Here is a 16,402-nt window from a genome sequence, read left to right as displayed (position 1 = left end):
CGGTCTGAGAGAATTGACGGCGTGATCTCCCGAATCGATCTGCGCGGCGACGCCCTCCCCGAAGGGCCCGCCCTGCGCGACCTGCTGCCCCGAGCCGACTTCGACGTTCAGGCCGCCCTGGAGAAGGTGCGTCCGATCTGCGAGGCCGTGCATCATCGGGGCGACGCGGCGCTGATCGACTTCGCGGAGAAGTTCGACGGGGTCCGCCTTGAGCAGGTGCGAGTGCCTGCCGAGGCGCTCACGAAGGCCCTGGAAGAGCTCGACCCGGCCGTGCGCGCGGCCCTGGAGGAGTCCATCCGGCGAGCCCGTCTCGTCCACCGCGAGCAGCGCCGTACCACCCACACCACACAGGTCGTGCCCGGCGGTTCCGTCACCGAGAAGTGGGTGCCGGTGGAGCGGGTGGGGCTGTACGCGCCCGGCGGGCGGTCGGTGTACCCGTCCTCCGTGGTCATGAACGTCGTCCCGGCCCAGGAGGCCGGCGTCCCGTCGATCGCCCTCGCCTCCCCGGCGCAGGCCCCCGCTTTTGAAAATGATCCAGCCGGCGGGCTGCCGCACCCGACGATCCTCGCGGCGTGCGCGCTGCTCGGCGTCGACGAGGTGTACGCGGCCGGCGGCGCCACCGCCGTCGCGATGTTCGCGCACGGCACCGAGTCCTGCCCGCCCGCCAACATGGTCACCGGCCCCGGCAACATCTGGGTCGCCGCCGCCAAGCGCTACTTCACCGGCAAGATCGGCATCGACGCCGAGGCCGGCCCGACCGAGATCGCGATCCTCGCCGACTCCTCCGCCGATCCGGTGCACGTGGCGTCCGACCTGATCAGCCAGGCCGAGCACGACCCGCTGGCCGCCGCGGTCCTGGTCACCGACTCCGTCGAACTCGCGGACGCGGTCGAGAAGGAGCTGGAGCCGCAGGTCGCGGCCACCAAGCACGTCGAGGACCGGATCGTGCCCGCCCTGAAGGGCCGCCAGTCCGCGATCGTCCTGGTCGACGGCGTCGACGAGGGCCTGAGGGTCGTCGACGCGTACGGCGCCGAGCACCTGGAGATCCAGACGGCCGACGCGGCCGCCGTGGCCGACCGGGTCCGCAACGCCGGCGCGATCTTCATCGGTCCCTGGGCGCCGGTCTCGCTCGGCGACTACGCGGCCGGGTCCAACCACGTGCTTCCCACCGGCGGTTGCGCCTGCCACTCCTCCGGCCTGTCCGTCCAGTCCTTCCTGCGCGGCATCCACATCGTCGACTACACGAAGGACGCGCTGGCCGAGGTCGCGCATCACGTGGTCACGCTGGCGGAGGCGGAGGACCTGCCCGCGCACGGCGCGGCGGTCAAGGCGAGGTTCGGATGGAAGGTTCCCCAGAGCAAGTGACCGACAACACCTCCATGTCCCCTTGGGACGAGCTCCCCGTCCGGGACGAACTGCGCGGCAAGTCCCCTTATGGCGCGCCCCAGTTGGACGTCCCCGTACGGCTGAACACCAACGAGAACCCCTATCGGCTGCCCGAGCCGCTGGTCGAGCGCATCGCCGAGCGCGTCCGCGAGGCCGCCCGCGACCTCAACCGCTACCCGGACCGGGACGCGGTCGAGCTGCGCACCCAGCTCGCCAAGTACCTCAGCGACACCTCCGGCCACCAGGTCGGCCTGGCCAACGTCTGGGCCGCCAACGGCTCCAACGAGGTCATCCAGCAGCTGCTCCAGACCTTCGGCGGACCCGGCCGTACGGCCATCGGCTTCGAGCCGTCGTACTCGATGCACGCGCTCATCTCGCGCGGCACCGGCACCGGTTGGATCTCCGGTCCGCGCAACGAGGACTTCACGATCGACCTGGCCGCCGCCGAGCGGGCGATCGCCGAGCACCGGCCGGACGTCGTCTTCATCACCACCCCCAACAACCCCACGGGCAACGCGGTGCCGCGCGAGACGGTCCTCGCGCTGTACGAGGCCGCGCAGGCGGCGAAGCCGTCGATGGTCGTGGTCGACGAGGCGTACATCGAGTTCAGCCACGGCGACTCGCTGCTGCCGCTGATCGAGGGTCGGCCGAATCTCGTCGTCTCCCGGACCATGTCCAAGGCGTTCGGGGCGGCCGGCCTGCGCCTCGGCTACCTCGCCGCGCACCCGGCCGTCGTCGACGCCGTCCAGCTCGTACGGCTGCCGTACCACCTGTCGGCGATCACCCAGGCGACCGCGCTGGCCGCGCTGGAGCACACCGACACGCTGCTGAAGTACGTCGAGCAGCTGAAGGGCGAGCGGGACCGGCTGGTGAGCGAGCTGCGCGCGATCGGCTACGAAGTGGTCGAGTCCGACGCGAACTTCGTGCAGTTCGGGCGGTTCGAGGACGAGGGTGGCTCGCACGCCGCCTGGCAGCGGATCCTCGACCAGGGCGTGCTGGTCCGGGACAACGGCATTCCCGGGTGGCTGCGCGTCAGCGCGGGAACCCCGGCGGAGAACGACGCGTTCCTCGACGCGGTACGTGAACTGAAGAAGGAGCAGAGCGCATGAGCCGCGTAGGACGCGTGGAACGAGTCACCAAGGAGACGTCGGTGCTCGTCGAGATCGATCTCGACGGCAGCGGCAAGGTCGAGGTGTCGACCGGTGTCGGCTTCTACGACCACATGCTCGACCAGCTCGGCCGGCACGGTCTGTTCGACCTGACCGTGAAGACCGAGGGCGACCTGCACATCGACTCGCACCACACCATCGAGGACACCGCCCTCGCGCTCGGCGCCGCCTTCAAGCAGGCGCTCGGCGACAAGGTGGGGATCTACCGCTTCGGGAACTGCACGGTCCCGCTGGACGAGTCCCTCGCCCAGGTCACCGTCGACCTGTCCGGCCGCCCCTACCTCGTGCACACCGAGCCCGAGAACATGGCGCCGATGATCGGCGAGTACGACACGACGATGACCCGGCACATCCTGGAGTCCTTCGTCGCCCAGGCCCAGATCGCGCTGCACGTGCACGTGCCGTACGGTCGAAACGCCCACCACATCGTGGAGTGCCAGTTCAAGGCGCTGGCGAGGGCCCTGCGGTACGCGAGCGAGCGCGACCCGCGTGCGGCCGGCATCCTTCCCTCCACGAAGGGTGCGCTGTAAGCCATGAACGGGCTGTCCACCGTCCTGATCGTCGTCGGCCTCTTCCTCGTCGGCGGCATCATCTCCTTCGTCAAGCAGGGGATGCCGAAGAGCCTGATCGTGCTGCTCTCCATCAGCGCCGCGTTCTGTCTGGCCGCCGGTGTCCTGAGGCTGGAGGTGTGGAGTTGAGCGCACCCAAGAAGGTCGTGGTCTTCGACTACGGCTTCGGGAACGTGCGGTCCGCCGAGCGCGCCCTCGCCCGCACCGGCGCCGAGGTCGAGATAACGCGTGACTTCGACAAGGCCATGAACGCCGACGGGCTGCTGGTGCCGGGCGTCGGCGCCTTCGCCGCCTGTATGCAGGGTCTGAAGGAGGCGCGCGGCGACTGGATCGTCGACCGGCGGCTGTCCGGCGGGCGTCCCGTCATGGGCATCTGCGTCGGCATGCAGATCCTGTTCGCGCGCGGCATCGAGCACGGCGTGGAGACCGAGGGCCTCGACGAGTGGCCCGGCTCGGTCGAGCCGCTCCAGGCCGAGATCGTGCCCCACATGGGCTGGAACACCGTCGAGGCACCGGCCGACTCCGAGCTGTTCGCCGGCCTGGACGCGGACGCGCGCTTCTACTTCGTGCACTCCTACGCCGTACACGACTGGACGCTGGAGGTGCACAACCCCTCCATGCGCGCCCCCAGGGTGACCTGGTCGACGCACGGCAAGCCCTTCGTGGCCGCCGTCGAGAACGGCGCCCTGTGGGCCACCCAGTTCCACCCCGAGAAGTCCGGCGACGCCGGAGCGCAGCTGCTCACCAACTGGATCGGAACCCTGTAGACCATGGCCAAGCTCGAACTCCTCCCCGCCGTCGACGTCCGTGACGGCCAGGCGGTCCGCCTCGTGCACGGCGAGTCCGGGACCGAGACCTCCTACGGCTCCCCGCTGGAGGCCGCCCTCGCCTGGCAGCGCTCCGGCGCCGAGTGGCTGCACCTGGTCGACCTGGACGCCGCGTTCGGCACCGGCGACAACCGCGCGCTGATCGCCGAGGTCGCCAAGGCGATGGACATCAAGGTGGAGCTGTCCGGCGGCATCCGCGACGACGACACCCTCGCCGCCGCCCTCGCCACCGGCTGCACCCGGGTGAACCTCGGCACGGCCGCCCTGGAGACCCCGGAGTGGGTCGCCAAGGTCATCGCCGAGCACGGCGACAAGATCGCGGTGGGCCTGGACGTACGGGGCACCACGCTCCGCGGCCGCGGCTGGACCCGCGACGGCGGCGACCTCTACGAGACGCTGGAGCGCCTCAACAAGGAGGGCTGCGCCCGCTACGTCGTCACCGACATCGCCAAGGACGGCACCCTCCAGGGCCCCAACCTGGAGCTGCTGCGCAACGTGTGCGCGGCGACGGACCGCCCGGTCGTGGCCTCCGGCGGCGTGTCGTCCCTGGACGACCTGCGCGCCATCGCCGAGCTGGTACCCCTCGGTGTCGAGGGCTCCATCGTCGGGAAGGCCCTGTACGCGAAGGCGTTCACGCTGGAAGAGGCCTTGGAGGCGGTAGCCAAGTGAGCGATGTACGACGGGTGACCACGGGTGCGCCCTGGGAGGACGCCTTCGGCTACTCCCGCGCGGTGGAGCTGCCGAACGGCCTGGTCCTGGTCTCCGGCTGCACCTCGATAGTGGACGGCGAGATCGCCGGGGGCGGGCCGTACGAGCAGGCGGTCAACGCCTTCAACGTCGCGCTGGCGGCGCTCGGGCAGCTCGGGCTCGGCCGGGACGACGTCGTGCGTACGCGCATGTACATCACGCACGCCCGGGACGTCGAGGAAGTCGGGCGCGCCCACAAGGAGTTGTTCGACTCCGTCCGGCCCGCCGCGTCGATGATCATCGTGTCCGGTTTCGTGGACCCCAGTCTGGTCGTCGAGGTCGAGGTGGAGGCGTTCCGAGGGGGGCCGCATGAGCCTGGCGGTACGCGTCATCCCCTGCCTGGACGTGGACAACGGCCGGGTCGTCAAGGGCGTCAACTTCCAGAACCTGCGCGACGCGGGCGACCCCGTCGAGATGGCCAAGGTGTACGACGCCGAGGGCGCCGACGAGCTGACCTTCCTGGACATCACCGCCTCGTCGGGCAACCGCGAGACCACGTACGACGTGGTGCGCCGCACCGCCGAGCAGGTGTTCATCCCGCTGACGGTCGGTGGCGGTGTGCGGGCGGCCGAGGACGTGGACAAGCTGCTGCGGGCCGGCGCGGACAAGGTGGGCGTGAACACCGCGGCCATCGCCCGCCCGGAGCTGATCAAGGAGATCGCCGAGCGCTTCGGCCGTCAGGTGCTGGTCCTGTCCGTGGACGCGCGGCGCACCGAGTCGGGCTCCTTCGAGGTGACGACCCACGGCGGCCGCCGTGGCACCGGCATCGACGCGGTCGAGTGGGCGCACCGGGCCGCGGAGCTGGGCGCGGGCGAGATCCTGCTCAACTCCATGGACGCGGACGGCACGAAGGACGGTTACGACCTGGAGATGATCGCCGCGGTCCGCAAGCACGTGACGGTCCCGGTCATCGCCTCCGGTGGCGCCGGGAAACTGGCCGACTTCCCGCCGGCCGTCGAGGCGGGCGCGGACGCGGTGCTGGCGGCGTCGGTGTTCCACTTCGGGGATCTGCGGATCGGGGAAGTGAAGCGGGCGCTGAAGGATGCGGGGCATCCGGTGCGGTGACGTCCTTGGTGATGTTGTAAGCCCCGGCCACCTGGTGGCCGGGGCTTACTGCTGAGCGAATACAAAAGAGAAGTTGCGCAAAATATGTTGTGCAACTTTTCTTTCGTATCTAGGGTGAGGGCATGGCAAGCAAGGAGAACCGTCGCATCACCGATGTGGGCACGCTCAAGGCGCTCGCTCATCCGCTGCGCATGAAGCTCTACCGGCTGCTGTTCGTGGCCGAGGCCGCGACCGCCTCGCAGCTCGCCGAGCAGGTGGACGAGGCCGTGTCCCTGGTCAGCTACCACCTGCGCAAGCTTGCCGAGCACGGCCTGGTGGAGGAGGCCGAGCCGCGCAGCGCCGACGCCCGGGAGCGCTGGTGGCAACCCGCCTCGGAGGGAGTCAGCGTCCGGGACGAGGACTTCCAGGACGCGCCGGAGAAGGTGGCCGCCCACCTGGCGGCGTCCCGGCTCTTCCAGGACCAGCGCTCCGAGATGTACCGCACCTACCTCGACGAACGGGCCCACTGGGGTGCGGAGTGGAACGGGGCCGCGCACGACTCGGAGTCGCTGCTGCGCCTTACGGCGGGCGAACTGGCCGAGTTGAAGAAGGAACTGCTCGACGTGCTCAAGAGGTACGACGAGCAGGGACGCGCGCGTGAGGCCGCCGGCGAGACCGGGGGCCGCGAGCACGTGGCACTGCACCTGTACGGATTCCCGTTCCGAGTCTGAGAGAGGCCGCCGCCGTGACCGTCATGTCCGCGATATCCGTCCCGTCGACCGAGGGAGCCGGGGTGCCCGCCCACCGCGACGGCAATGTGCTGCGCTGGCTCGCCGCCTACACCTCGTCCATGGTCGGCGACAGCGTCTACTACATCGCCCTCTCCTGGGCCGCCGTACAGGCGGGTACGCCCGCGCAGGCCGGGCTGGTCATGTCGGTCAGCGCGGTGCCGCGGGCGCTGCTGATGCTGGGCGGGGGAGTCGTCGCCGACCGGCTCGGGCCGCGGCGCGTCGTCATCGGCAGCGACACCGCGCGCTGCGTGGCCGTCTTCGCGGTGGCGGCTCTGCTCCTCCTCGCCGGCCCCGGCCTGTGGGCGCTTGCGCTGCTCGCCCTGGTCTTCGGCACCGTCGACGCCGTGTTCATGCCGGCGGTGGGCGCGCTCCCCGCGCGCGTGACGACCCGCGACCAGCTCGCGCGCGTACAGGGCATGCGGGGCCTCGCGATCCGCTTCGCAAGCGTCGTGGGGGCCCCGCTGGGCGGCCTCGGCGTGGCCCTGGGCGGCGCGGCGACGGCGTTCGGGCTGGCGGGGGTGCTGATCGCGGTGTCGGTGCCGCTGCTGGTGTCTGTGCGGGTGCGGGAGCTGCCGGGGGACGACGCGGTTGTCGGTGACGGTGCCGCGGTGGACCGCGGCGAGTCCGCTTGGCACGACCTCGTCAGCGGCCTGCGTTACATCCGCCGGCACCGCGTGCTCGCGCCCCTGATGTTCGCCATAGCCCTGGGGGATCTGGGCTTCGTCGGGCCGCTCAACGTCGGGCTGACGCTGCTGGCCGACCAGCGTGGCTGGGGTGCCTCGGGGATGGGGGCCGTGCTGGCCGGGTTCGGCGTCGGCGCGGGGGTGGCGTCGCTGCTGCTGACCGTGCGGGGGCGGCTGCCGCGTGCCGGGCTGGTGGCGGCGTGCACGATCCTCGCCGGGTCCGTCGCCATCGGCGGCCTGGCCTTCGCCCCGACGCTCGTCACGGCCGTCGGCACGGCCCTGCTCGTCGGCCTGCTCGCCGGGCTCAGCGGCGCCATGTGCGGCGCGCTGCTGCAGACCCAGGCCGACCCGGCGTACCTGGGCCGCGTCACCGCCGTCGCCGGCCTGGTCAGCCTCGGGATCGCGCCGTTGAGCATGCCGGTGTCGGCGGCCGCCATCGGGACCTGGGGCACCGGTCCCGTCTTCGTGACCAGCGCCGTCGTGTGCGGGCTGGGCGGCGTGGTCGCGCTGAGCGTGCGCGACCTGCGCCGCGCGGAACTGCCCCGCTGACCTCGGCCCCCGCCGCCCGCCCGTCGCCTCTCAGATGCCCAGCTGCTTGGCCTCGTGCAGCTTGGCGACCGCGTCCTTGTCGCCGTCCAGCTCCACGTCGGCGGAGCTCTGGCGGCCGTACGAGAAGAGCAGCAGCTCGGACGGTTCGCCGGTCACCGTCACCACGGGCGTGCCACGGTGCGCGACCGCCGTCTGGCCGTCGGGGCGGCGCAGCACCAGGCCGGTCGGGGCGCTGCGGCCCATCAGGCGCGCGGAGCGCTCCAGGCGGGACCACAGGGCGTCCTGGAAGACCTGGTCGAGCTCGCGCGGCGCCCAGTCCGGCTGCGCCCGGCGGACGTCCTCCGTGTGGACGTAGAACTCGACGGTGTTGGACATCTCGTCGACCTGCTTGAGCTGGAACGGCGAGAACCGCGGCGGGCCGGTACGGAGGAGCTGGATCAGCTCCTCGTACGGCTTCGCGGCGAACTCCGCCATCACCCGTTCGAGGCGCGGCGCGAGCTGCTTGATCAGGATGCCGCCGGCGGCATCGGGGCGGCGCTCGCGCACCACCACGTGCGCGGCGAGGTCACGGGTCCGCCAGCCCTCGCAGAGGGTCGGGGCGTCCGGGCCCTCGGCCTCCAACAGATCGGCCAGCAGAAGTCGTTCACGCTTGGCGAAAGTCGACATGCAGTCAGCCTACGACCACCCTGGGGACAGGCCCAGTGGACACTCCCCGGGTCCGCCCACTGGACACAGGACCGTCACTGTCAGTGGCGCGCGGCACAATGGCACCCATGACCAGCACGACCGGTACGCCCCGGCCCAGCAGCCTCGACCCCGAGATCGCCGCGCGTCTGAAGCGCAGCGCCGACGGGCTCGTCCCCGCCATCGCCCAGCAGTACGACACCGGTGAGGTGCTCATGCTCGGCTGGATGGACGACGAGGCGCTGCACCGGACACTGACCACCGGCCGCTGCACCTACTGGTCGCGCAGCCGGCAGGAGTACTGGGTGAAGGGCGGCACCTCCGGTCACTTCCAGTGGGTGAAGTCGGTCGCGCTCGACTGCGACGCCGACACCGTGCTGGTCAAGGTCGACCAGGTCGGCGCCGCCTGCCACACCGGCGCGCGCACCTGCTTCGACGTGGACGTGCTCCTCAAGGACGGCGCCGGTTCCGGCGCCCTCGCCTCGGATCAGTAAGGTCTGCCGCCATGGACCTCGAGACCTTCCGCAAGCTCGCCACCGACCGGCGTGTCATCCCGGTCACGCGCAAGCTCCTCGCCGACGGCGACACGCCCGTCGCGCTCTACCGCAAGCTCGCCGCCGAGCGCCCCGGCACCTTCCTGCTGGAGTCCGCGGAGAACGGCCGCACAGCGTTTCAATGGTCCCGCTACTCCTTCGTGGGCGTCCGCAGCTCCGCCACCCTCACCGCCCGCGACGGCCAGGCCCACTGGCTCGGCGCCCCGCCGGTCGGAGTCCCCGTCGACGGCGACCCGCTCGCCGCCCTGCGCGCCACCATCGAGGCCCTGCACACGCCCCACCAGGAGGGCCTGCCACCCTTCACCGGCGGCATGGTCGGCTATCTCGGCTACGACATCGTGCGCCGCCTGGAGAAGATCGGCCCCGGCGAGCGGGACGACCTCAAGCTCCCCGAGCTGACCATGCTCCTGACCAGCGATCTCGCCGTGATGGACCACTGGGAGGGCTCGGTCCTGCTGATCGCCAACGCGATCAACCACAACGACCTCGACACGGGCGTCGACGAGGCCCACGCGGACGCCGTCGCGCGGCTCGACGCGATGGAGGCGGACCTCTCCCGTGCCGTCGCCCAGCCGCCCGCCGTCCTCCCGCCCTCCGAGCTCCCCGAGTACACCGCGCTCTGGGGCGGCCCCGACTTCCAGGAGGCCGTCGAGGACATCAAGGAGCGCATCCGGGCCGGCGAGGCCTTCCAGGTCGTCCCCTCCCAGCGCTTCGAAACACCGTGCACGGCGAGCGCATTGGACGTGTACCGGGTCCTCAGGGCCACCAACCCCTCCCCGTACATGTACCTCTTCCGCTTCGACGGCTTCGACGTCGTGGGATCCAGCCCGGAGGCCCTGGTCAAGGTCGAGGACGGGCAGGCCATGGTCCACCCCATCGCCGGCACCCGCTGGCGCGGGGCGACCCCGCAGGAGGACCAGGCGCTCGCCGACGAGCTGCTCGCCGACCCCAAGGAGCGCGCCGAGCACCTGATGCTGGTCGACCTCGGGCGCAACGACCTGGGGCGGGTCTGCGAGCCCGGCTCGGTCGAGGTCGTCGACTTCATGTCCGTCGAGCGGTACTCGCACGTGATGCACATCGTCTCGACCGTCACCGGCAAGGTCGCCGAGGGCCGCACCGCCTTCGACGTCCTCACGGCCTGCTTCCCGGCCGGCACGCTCTCCGGCGCGCCCAAGCCGCGCGCGATGCAGATCATCGACGAACTCGAGCCGTCCAGAAGGGGGTTGTACGGCGGCTGCGTCGGCTACCTCGACTTCGCGGGCGACTCCGACACGGCGATCGCCATCCGTACGGCCCTGCTCCGGGACGGCACGGCGTACGTCCAGGCGGGCGCCGGCATCGTCGCCGACTCCGACCCGGTCGCCGAGGACCAGGAGTGCCGTAACAAGGCGGCGGCGGTGCTCCGCGCGGTCCACACGGCCAACCGGCTGGGCAAGTAGGGCGAGTGTCACGTGAACCCCGGGTGACCGTTCGCCCGGGGTTCGGGCGATAGTGGAGTACGTGACTGCTGTTCCTCACCCCCGTTCCGAAGCCGCCGGACCCGCCCGGGCCGGCCGCCTCAGTCTTGCCGTGGCCCTGCTGGCCGGTGCGCTCGGCGCCGCCGTGGTGCTGCTGTCCACCCGGCAGCGCTGGTCGGAGGGCACGGCGACGGTGGCCGGGGCCCCGTTCTCGCTGACCGCCAAGGGCAGCGACGTGACGGGGGTCCCCGCGGCCCTCGCCATAGTGGGCCTCGCCGCGCTGGTCGCCGTCTTCGCCGTCCGCAAGGCGGGCCGTCTGCTGGTCGCGGGGCTGCTCGCGCTGTGCGGCGGCGGCACGATCGCCGCGGCGCTGCTGGGCGTGTCCGACAGTTCCGCGCTGGATGACAAGGCCGCGCAGGCTGCGGGTGACACGTCGGCGACGGTTGCTGCGCTGAGCCATACCGCCTGGCCGTATGTGGCTGCCGTGGGCGGTGCGCTGCTGCTGCTCGCCGGGTTGCTGGCCCTGCGGTACGGGCGGTCCTGGCCTGCGATGTCCGGGCGGTACGAGCGGGACGGGGCCGTCCGGCCGCGGCGGCGGGCCGTTGTCGATCCTGACCGGCCCGAGGAGATCTGGAAGGCCATTGACCGGGGAGAGGACCCGACCAGCGCGTAGCGCTCCGCGGGGAGGCCGACTTCATGGTGCGGGCCGTCTGTGGCTGGTCGCGCAGTTCCCCGCGCCCCTTGGGCCGGCCGGCTCATCCGGCGTCGACGCGCGAGGGGCGACCCCCGGACAACGAACGCGCGAGCGTGCGGGACAATGTCGTCGAGCGTCCGGCTCAGACACGTAATCAGCAATGAGGAGCAAGTCATGGCGGGCAGCAGCCACGGTCACACCCCGGCCGCCTGGACCGGTGTCACTATCGCCTTCATCGGTTTCTGCGTTTCCGGTGCCTTCATGGTGATGGCCCAGCCCGCGGGCTTCTGGGCCGGCATGGTGGTCGTGGCCATCGGCGGTGTCGTCGGCTGGGTCATGAGCGCGATGGGCATGGGGCAGCCGAAGGACGCGCACGACAGCTTCCAGGCGGCGCTCGCCGAGAGCCAGTCGGCGCACGCCAAGGGCTGAGCGCCCACGGCTTCTCCGCGTACGACGTGAGGGGCGGTCCTGGAAACCGGGCCGCCCCTCACGCGTGCGTGGCGGCCGTACGGGGGGAGAATGCGAGACGTGAACGCCCAGAGCCAGCCCGTCACGCCGTCCCGCGCCGAACCCACCGTGGCGGCGCGGCTCGCCGTCCCCGCCAGCATCATGGCGGCCGTCGCCGGGGCCTTCGCGTACGTGGGGACCGTGGACCCGAACCAGCCCGGCCACTACCCCGTCTGCCCCCTCTACCGCTTCACCGGCCTCTACTGCCCCGGCTGCGGCGGACTGCGCAGCGCGCACGAGTTCATCCACGGGGACTTCCTGGGGGCGCTCCACGACAACGCCCTGGCCGCGATCGGCTATCCGCTCTTCGCCGTGCTGTGGACCGTATGGGTGGTCCGTGCGGCCCGCGGACGGTCCCTCGGGTTCCGGCTAGGGTCGGCGCACCTGTGGGCGCTGGGCACATTGCTGCTGGTCTTCACGGTTGTCCGGAACCTGCCGTTCGGTGGCTGGCTGCATCCTTGATCAAATGACGAATGTCCAGGTAGTGGGACCGGCGTCAACCGGATGCGAGGGCTACGCCTTCCTCCGGATACCATCGATATGACCACTGGTTTTCTCCCGTCGGTCAAACGCTTCAAAAAGTCAACCGTCTGGAAGGGGGCCGCTCGCGTGAGTGTGCTCGACGAGATCATCGACGGAGTCCGTGCCGACCTCGCGGAGCGGCAGGCGCGCGTCAGCCTCGACGAGCTCAAGGAGCGCGCGGCGAAGGCTCCCGCGGCCAAGGACGGTTTCGCCGCGCTGAAGGGCGACGGCGTCAAGGTCATCTGCGAGGTCAAGCGCTCCAGCCCCTCCAAGGGCGCGCTGGCCGCGATCGCCGACCCGGCGGGCCTCGCCGCGGACTACGAGGCGGGCGGCGCGGCCGTCATCTCCGTCCTCACCGAACAGCGCCGCTTCGGCGGCTCGCTGGCCGACCTGGAGGCCGTCCGCGCCCGGGTGGACATCCCGGTGCTGCGCAAGGACTTCATCGTCACCTCGTACCAGCTGTGGGAGGCCCGGGCATACGGCGCCGACCTCGCGCTGCTGATCGTCGCCGCCCTGGAGCAGCCCGCCCTGGAGTCCCTCATCGAGCGCGCCGTCTCCATCGGCCTCACCCCGCTCGTCGAGGTGCACGACGAGGACGAGGTCGAGCGCGCGGTGGACGCGGGCGCCAAGGTCATCGGCGTCAACGCCCGCAACCTCAAGACCCTCGAGGTCGACCGCTCCACCTTCGAGCGCGTCGCCCCCGAGATCCCCGACGACCTGGTCAAGGTCGCCGAGTCCGGCGTCCGTGGCCCCCACGACCTCATCGCCTACGCCAACGCGGGCGCCGACGCGGTCCTGGTCGGCGAGTCCCTGGTGACGGGCCGCGACCCCAGGTCGGCGGTCTCCGACCTGGTGGCAGCGGGCGAGCATCCGGCTCTGCGGCACGGGCGCGGCTGATCACCCGCTAGGCTGCCTCCGATGACTCTCACTGCGACAACCCTGGACCGGTACGCCCGCCTCGCGCGCGGCTGCCGCCCTCGGGGTTGCCGCGCGCCCGCCCGCCGGGTACACGGCCGCCGGGTGCGGTACGTCATCGGTGACGAACCTGGGCAGGTAAACGGCCGTCGATGGCAGCGCGCCCCTCAGGGGCGCGGGGAACTGCGCGACCAGCCACGCATGGCCTGAGGTCGTACGACAAGCCCCGCCCCCACGGCGATTAGGTATTTCCCAAACTCACCGTGAGGTTCAGCCATGCCCAGCGAGTTCTTCATTCCCGACCCCGACGGCCAAGTCCCGTCAGCCGAAGGCTACTTCGGCAACTTCGGCGGCAAGTTCATCCCGGAGGCCCTCGTCGCCGCCGTGGACGAGGTCGCCGTCGAGTACGACAAGGCCAAGCACGACCCCGAGTTCGCCCGCGAGCTCGACGACCTGCTGGTCCACTACACCGGCCGCCCCAGCTCCCTCACCGAGGTGCCGAGGTTCGCCGAACACGCCGGTGGCGCACGGATCTTCCTGAAGCGGGAAGACCTCAACCACACCGGCTCCCACAAGATCAACAACGTGCTCGGCCAGGCCCTGCTCACCAAGCGCATGGGCAAGACCCGCGTCATCGCCGAGACCGGCGCCGGCCAGCACGGCGTGGCGACGGCCACCGCCTGCGCGCTGTTCGGCCTCGAGTGCACGATCTACATGGGTGAGATCGACACCAGGCGCCAGGCCCTCAACGTGGCCCGGATGCGCATGCTCGGCGCCGAGGTCATCGCCGTGAAGTCCGGCAGCCGTACGCTCAAGGACGCCATCAACGAAGCCTTCCGCGACTGGGTCGCCAACGTCGACCACACCCACTACCTCTTCGGTACGGTCGCCGGCCCGCACCCCTTCCCGGCCATGGTCCGCGACTTCCACCGCGTGATCGGCGTGGAGGCCCGGCGCCAGCTCCTGGAGCAGGCCGGCCGCCTGCCCGACGCCGCCGTCGCCTGTGTCGGTGGCGGCTCCAACGCGATCGGTCTCTTCCACGCCTTCATCCCGGACGCCGGCGTACGCCTCATCGGCTGCGAGCCGGCCGGCCACGGTGTCGAGACCGGAGAGCACGCGGCCACGCTCACCGCGGGCGAGCCCGGCATCCTGCACGGCTCCCGTTCCTACGTCCTCCAGGACGAGGAGGGCCAGATCACCGAGCCGTACTCCATCTCGGCCGGTCTGGACTACCCGGGCATCGGCCCGGAGCACTCGTACCTCAAGGACTCCGGCCGCGGCGAGTACCGCGCGGTCACCGACGACGCGGCGATGCAGGCCCTGCGCCTGCTCTCGCGCACCGAGGGCATCATCCCGGCCATCGAGAGCGCGCACGCGCTGGCCGGTGCCCTGGAGGTCGGCAAGGAGCTGGGCAAGGACGGCCTGATCGTCGTCAACCTGTCCGGCCGCGGCGACAAGGACATGGACACCGCGGCCCGGTACTTCGGGCTGTACGACACCGACGCCGAGGTCGCGGCCAATGCCGCCGACACTGCCGAGATCGAGGGGGACGCCAAGTGAGCGGGAACATTCAGCTGCTGTCCGACACCCTCGCCGGTGCGAAGGCCGAGGGCCGGGCCGCGCTCATCGCCTACCTCCCGGCCGGGTTCCCGACCGTGGACGGCGGCATCGAGGCGATCAAGGCCGTGTTCGACGGCGGCGCGGACGTCGTCGAGGTGGGCCTGCCGCACAGCGACCCGGTCCTCGACGGCCCGGTCATCCAGACCGCCGACGACATCGCCCTGCGCGGCGGCGTCAAGATCGCGCACGTCATGCGCACGGTCAGGGAGGCCCACCAGGCCTCCGGCAAGCCGGTCCTGGTCATGACGTACTGGAACCCCATCGACCGCTACGGCGTCGAGCGGTTCACCGCCGAGCTCGCCGAGGCCGGTGGCGCGGGCTGCATCCTGCCCGACCTGCCGGTGCAGGAGGCGGGACTGTGGAGGGAGCACGCCGAGAAGCACGGGCTCGCCACGGTCTTCGTCGTCGCGCCCAGCAGCAAGGACGAGCGGCTCGCGCAGATCACCGCGGCGGGCAGCGGTTTCGTGTACGCCGCCTCGCTCATGGGCGTCACCGGCACCCGTGAGTCGGTGGGCGCACAGGCCCAGGACCTGGTCGAGCGCACCCGCGCGACCGGCACCGGCCTGCCCGTCTGCGTCGGGCTCGGCGTCTCCGACGCGGTCCAGGCCGCCGAGGTCGCCGGGTTCGCCGACGGCGTGATCGTCGGCTCGGCCTTCGTGAAGCGGATGCTGGACGCGCCGGACGACAAGGCCGGCGTCGAGGCGGTCCGCGAGCTCGCGGGCGAGCTGGCGAAGGGCGTGCGCGGACAGGCGTAATCCCTCGTCTTCGGACACCGCGGAACATTCGGTCACTCGAACGGGTGGACCTGGGACCGGGGAGGCGCACTGCGCCTCCCCGGTTCGTTCTGGGGGTGTGAGCGAGAAGAATCGTGATGGAAAGCGCACCGCCCGCGAGCGGCTGGCGGTCGAGCGTGAGAAGCAGAAGTCCGCGGAGAAGCGGCGGCGGACGCTGATCGTCGGCGCGAGCGTCGTCTGCGTCCTGGGCCTCGCGGCCGTGATCGGCGTGGTCGCCGCCAACGCCGGCAAGGACAAGGGCAGCAAGAGCGCGGGCCCGGTCGTGGCACCGTCCGGGGCGCAGGGCAAGGACAGCCTGGCGATCCCGGTGGGCAAGGACAGCGCCAAGTCGACGCTCACCGTCTGGGAGGACTTCCGCTGCCCGGCCTGCCAGGCCTTCGAGACGACATACCGCTCGACGCTCCACGAGCTGACCGACTCCGGGCAGCTCAGAGTCGAATACCACCTGGTCAGACTGATCGACGGCAATCTCGGCGGCACCGGCTCGCTGCGCGCGGGGAACGCGGCGGCCTGCGCCCAGGACGCCGGAAAGTTCCGCGACTACCACGACGTGCTGTACGAGAACCAGCCGAAGGAGACCGACGACGCCTTCGGCAGCAACAGCAAGCTGATCGAGCTGGCGGGCAAGGTGAGCGGGCTGGACACGGCCACGTTCCGCACCTGTGTCAACAAGGGCAACCACGACAGCTGGGTCGACAAGTCGAACGCGGCCTTCAAGGCGGGCGGTTTCAGCGGCACACCGACCGTGCTGTTCAACGGCAAGAACATCTACGCGGACCAGACGATGACCCCGGCGAAGCTGAAGCAGCTGGTGCAGCAGGCCGACAAGGGGTAAGGGGCGCGGGGCCATTCTCACCGGCCCGTTATGGACCCGTAGCCGGGCTGCTTGC

Annotated in this window: 20 protein-coding genes and 1 pseudogene; 20 read left to right on the top strand and 1 reads right to left on the bottom strand. The window is 71.2% G+C overall.

From position 1 onward, the window contains the following. Window positions 1–21: 21 nt before the first annotated feature. From hisD to ACQEWB_RS12755, 10 genes and pseudogenes are all read left to right on the top strand, one after another. Window positions 22–1,365 carry a histidinol dehydrogenase gene (gene hisD, locus ACQEWB_RS12800; RefSeq protein WP_432830238.1) on the top strand — a complete coding sequence of 448 codons (1,344 nt, stop codon included), beginning with the start codon at window positions 22–24 and terminating at the stop codon, window positions 1,363–1,365. Between the two features lie 14 nt (window positions 1,366–1,379). Continuing rightward, entirely contained in the window at window positions 1,380–2,495 is a 1,116-nt protein-coding gene (locus ACQEWB_RS12795) for a histidinol-phosphate transaminase (protein ID WP_432843780.1), read from the top strand. Next, window positions 2,492–3,085, top strand: a complete 594-nt coding sequence (hisB, locus tag ACQEWB_RS12790) for an imidazoleglycerol-phosphate dehydratase HisB (RefSeq protein ID WP_007381383.1) — start codon at window positions 2,492–2,494, stop codon at window positions 3,083–3,085. Before ACQEWB_RS12795 ends, hisB begins: the two co-directional genes overlap by 4 nt. A gap of 3 nt (window positions 3,086–3,088) precedes the next feature. Beyond that, window positions 3,089–3,253, top strand: a complete 165-nt coding sequence (locus tag ACQEWB_RS12785; protein ID WP_432830235.1) for a hypothetical protein — start codon at window positions 3,089–3,091, stop codon at window positions 3,251–3,253. After that, window positions 3,244–3,891, top strand: a complete 648-nt coding sequence (gene hisH, locus ACQEWB_RS12780; RefSeq protein WP_432830233.1) for an imidazole glycerol phosphate synthase subunit HisH — start codon at window positions 3,244–3,246, stop codon at window positions 3,889–3,891. Before ACQEWB_RS12785 ends, hisH begins: the two co-directional genes overlap by 10 nt. 3 nt (window positions 3,892–3,894) lie before the next feature. Beyond that, window positions 3,895–4,620: a bifunctional 1-(5-phosphoribosyl)-5-((5-phosphoribosylamino)methylideneamino)imidazole-4-carboxamide isomerase/phosphoribosylanthranilate isomerase PriA gene (gene priA, locus ACQEWB_RS12775; RefSeq protein WP_432830231.1), complete on the top strand. Its 726-nt coding sequence runs from the start codon at window positions 3,895–3,897 to the stop codon at window positions 4,618–4,620. Beyond that, window positions 4,617–5,003: pseudogene (locus tag ACQEWB_RS12770) on the top strand (RidA family protein); the annotation flags it as partial. The gene priA and the pseudogene ACQEWB_RS12770, both read left to right, overlap by 4 nt. A gap of 4 nt (window positions 5,004–5,007) precedes the next feature. Further along, window positions 5,008–5,763 carry an imidazole glycerol phosphate synthase subunit HisF gene (hisF, locus tag ACQEWB_RS12765; protein ID WP_432830229.1) on the top strand — a complete coding sequence of 252 codons (756 nt, stop codon included), beginning with the start codon at window positions 5,008–5,010 and terminating at the stop codon, window positions 5,761–5,763. Window positions 5,764–5,885: 122 nt separating this feature from the next. Further along, window positions 5,886–6,473 carry an ArsR/SmtB family transcription factor gene (locus tag ACQEWB_RS12760; RefSeq protein ID WP_432830227.1) on the top strand — a complete coding sequence of 196 codons (588 nt, stop codon included), beginning with the start codon at window positions 5,886–5,888 and terminating at the stop codon, window positions 6,471–6,473. Window positions 6,474–6,496: 23 nt separating this feature from the next. Next, the gene (locus ACQEWB_RS12755) at window positions 6,497–7,765 is read left to right on the top strand and encodes an MFS transporter (protein ID WP_432830225.1); all 1,269 of its coding nucleotides are present in this window, start codon (window positions 6,497–6,499) and stop codon (window positions 7,763–7,765) included. A gap of 30 nt (window positions 7,766–7,795) precedes the next feature. Here ACQEWB_RS12755 and ACQEWB_RS12750 read toward each other — a convergent pair whose 3' ends face one another. Next, complete coding sequence (locus tag ACQEWB_RS12750; RefSeq protein ID WP_432830223.1) at window positions 7,796–8,431, bottom strand: TIGR03085 family metal-binding protein; 636 nt, start codon at window positions 8,429–8,431, stop codon at window positions 7,796–7,798. A gap of 107 nt (window positions 8,432–8,538) precedes the next feature. On the opposite strand from ACQEWB_RS12750, the gene hisI reads away from it, so the two are divergent. From hisI to ACQEWB_RS12700, 10 genes are all read left to right on the top strand, one after another. Continuing rightward, a complete protein-coding gene (gene hisI / locus ACQEWB_RS12745) occupies window positions 8,539–8,943 on the top strand; it encodes a phosphoribosyl-AMP cyclohydrolase (protein WP_432830221.1) in 405 nt (134 codons plus the stop codon). A gap of 11 nt (window positions 8,944–8,954) precedes the next feature. Then, complete coding sequence (locus tag ACQEWB_RS12740; RefSeq protein ID WP_432830219.1) at window positions 8,955–10,442, top strand: anthranilate synthase component I; 1,488 nt, start codon at window positions 8,955–8,957, stop codon at window positions 10,440–10,442. A 52-nt stretch (window positions 10,443–10,494) separates the two neighbouring features. Continuing rightward, window positions 10,495–11,133 (top strand): TIGR02234 family membrane protein, encoded by a 639-nt coding sequence (locus ACQEWB_RS12735; RefSeq protein WP_432830217.1) that lies wholly within the window; start codon window positions 10,495–10,497, stop codon window positions 11,131–11,133. 195 nt (window positions 11,134–11,328) lie between these two features. Next, window positions 11,329–11,583: an HGxxPAAW family protein gene (locus ACQEWB_RS12730; RefSeq protein ID WP_432830215.1), complete on the top strand. Its 255-nt coding sequence runs from the start codon at window positions 11,329–11,331 to the stop codon at window positions 11,581–11,583. 90 nt (window positions 11,584–11,673) lie between these two features. Next, window positions 11,674–12,123 carry a DUF2752 domain-containing protein gene (locus ACQEWB_RS12725; RefSeq protein WP_432830213.1) on the top strand — a complete coding sequence of 150 codons (450 nt, stop codon included), beginning with the start codon at window positions 11,674–11,676 and terminating at the stop codon, window positions 12,121–12,123. 147 nt (window positions 12,124–12,270) lie between these two features. Beyond that, entirely contained in the window at window positions 12,271–13,080 is an 810-nt protein-coding gene (gene trpC / locus ACQEWB_RS12720) for an indole-3-glycerol phosphate synthase TrpC (RefSeq protein WP_432830211.1), read from the top strand. Between the two features lie 21 nt (window positions 13,081–13,101). Further along, window positions 13,102–13,308, top strand: coding sequence for a tryptophan biosynthesis modulator TrpM (gene trpM, locus ACQEWB_RS12715; RefSeq protein ID WP_432830208.1), 207 nt, complete (start codon window positions 13,102–13,104; stop codon window positions 13,306–13,308). 66 nt (window positions 13,309–13,374) lie between these two features. Next, complete coding sequence (trpB, locus tag ACQEWB_RS12710; RefSeq protein WP_432830206.1) at window positions 13,375–14,658, top strand: tryptophan synthase subunit beta; 1,284 nt, start codon at window positions 13,375–13,377, stop codon at window positions 14,656–14,658. After that, window positions 14,655–15,473: a tryptophan synthase subunit alpha gene (gene trpA, locus ACQEWB_RS12705; RefSeq protein ID WP_432830204.1), complete on the top strand. Its 819-nt coding sequence runs from the start codon at window positions 14,655–14,657 to the stop codon at window positions 15,471–15,473. Before trpB ends, trpA begins: the two co-directional genes overlap by 4 nt. A gap of 97 nt (window positions 15,474–15,570) precedes the next feature. Continuing rightward, on the top strand, window positions 15,571–16,347 hold the full coding sequence (locus ACQEWB_RS12700) for a DsbA family protein (RefSeq protein ID WP_432830202.1): 777 nt from the start codon (window positions 15,571–15,573) through the stop codon (window positions 16,345–16,347). Window positions 16,348–16,402: the final 55 nt, after the last annotated feature.

Source organism: Streptomyces sp. CA-249302 (genome assembly GCF_050936785.1).
GTDB lineage: Bacteria > Actinomycetota > Actinomycetes > Streptomycetales > Streptomycetaceae > Streptomyces.
Note: the sequence above shows the minus strand (reverse complement) of the source record. Positions and strands in the feature narration are given on the sequence as shown.